The organism is Enterovibrio baiacu, assembly GCF_004120195.1.
In the GTDB taxonomy this organism is placed as follows: domain Bacteria; phylum Pseudomonadota; class Gammaproteobacteria; order Enterobacterales; family Vibrionaceae; genus Enterovibrio; species Enterovibrio baiacui.
Map to the genome: position 1 here is coordinate 1 of NZ_SCHN01000043.1, position 1,306 is coordinate 1,306.

1 protein-coding gene is annotated in these 1,306 nt (G+C 45.3%); it reads left to right on the forward strand.

What is annotated here, in order from left to right; translation table 11 throughout:
• Window positions 1–44 precede the first annotated feature (44 nt).
• Window positions 45–1,279, forward strand: a protein-coding gene (locus EQP46_RS23905; RefSeq protein ID WP_129495974.1) for an IS3 family transposase whose coding sequence is annotated in 2 segments (ribosomal slippage) — window positions 45–387 and window positions 387–1,279 — 1,236 coding nt in all. Because the reading frame shifts where the segments join, the coding sequence is not laid out codon by codon here.
• Window positions 1,280–1,306: the final 27 nt, after the last annotated feature.

Here is a 1,306-nt window from a genome sequence, read left to right on the forward strand (position 1 = left end):
TATGGTCTCGTCCTGGAATAAGTTGACACTTTGGAGACTTATTCATGAAAGAGTCAAACTCCAAGCGTATCCGCCGAACTTCCCGTGATTATTCAATGGGCTTTAAATTGTCCGTTGTCGAACGGGTTGAAAACGGCGAACTGACATACAAACAAGCTCAGGAACGTTATGGTATCCAAGGGAGAAGCACTGTTCTGGTGTGGCTCAGAAAACATGGTAGATTAGATTGGTCCAAGCCAATGAGGCTACCCAACATGACGCAGTCGAAAGAAACACCCGCCCAAGAGATCAAACGACTCAAAAAGGAAATTGAGACGCTAAAGCAAGTCAATCATGTCTATGGTTGTATGGAAGAAACCCTCATCAAAGAGTACGGGATAGATATTCGAAAAAAGTACTCTTCCGAACTCTCTGCTATGAAAAAGCGAAAGGGAAAATCAAACTAGCATCCTGTTGTCGCTGTTTGGGCTTCAGCCGCCAAGCTGTGTATCAGTGGAAAGAGCGGCTAGACAAAGAGAAACTGAGGCTAGCGCCTGTGCTTGACATGGTTCGAGCTTGGCGAATGCAGATGCCTCGCCTAGGCACGCGCAAGCTTTATCACCTGATCAAGCCTAATCTGGTAGAGCAAGGGATCAAGCTAGGGCGAGATGGTCTATTTCGCCTACTGAAGAATCATCATCTTCTCGTTCGGCCACTAAAGATCTATACGAAGACTACTAACAGCAAGCACTGGCTGAAGAAGCATCCTAATTTACTGAAAAAATGGAAAGTCACCCATGTGGAAGAGGCCGTTGTCAGCGATATTACCTATGTAAATAGTGACGAAGGAACCCACTATTTGTCTCTGGTTACTGATGCTTATTCAAGAAAGATATTGGGATATGAGTTAAGTGATGAGATGAAGGCGAGTGATATTACGAAAGCCTTGAAAATGGCTCAGGCGAGAAGGAATACAAGAACTTGCACTATCCATCACTCAGACCGCGGACTGCAATACTGCTCGGGGGAATATCAGTCTCAGTTGATAACAAAAGGATGGCGCGCATCCATGACTGACGGGTATGACTGTTATCAGAACGCACTAGCGGAACGGGTCAATGGCATTCTCAAACAAGAGTTCTTGCGTTATCGATGCAAAAACAAAGCAGAGTTGCTATCGCTGGTGAAGGAAAGTATCGATATATACAACAAACTTAGGCCGCACCTCAGCCTAGGGATGCAAACCCCAAATGAGGTACATGAAAAAGCCAGTAGGCAATACCCACTGGCTCTTACTTAAAACCGTCAACTTATTTTAGGACGGGAC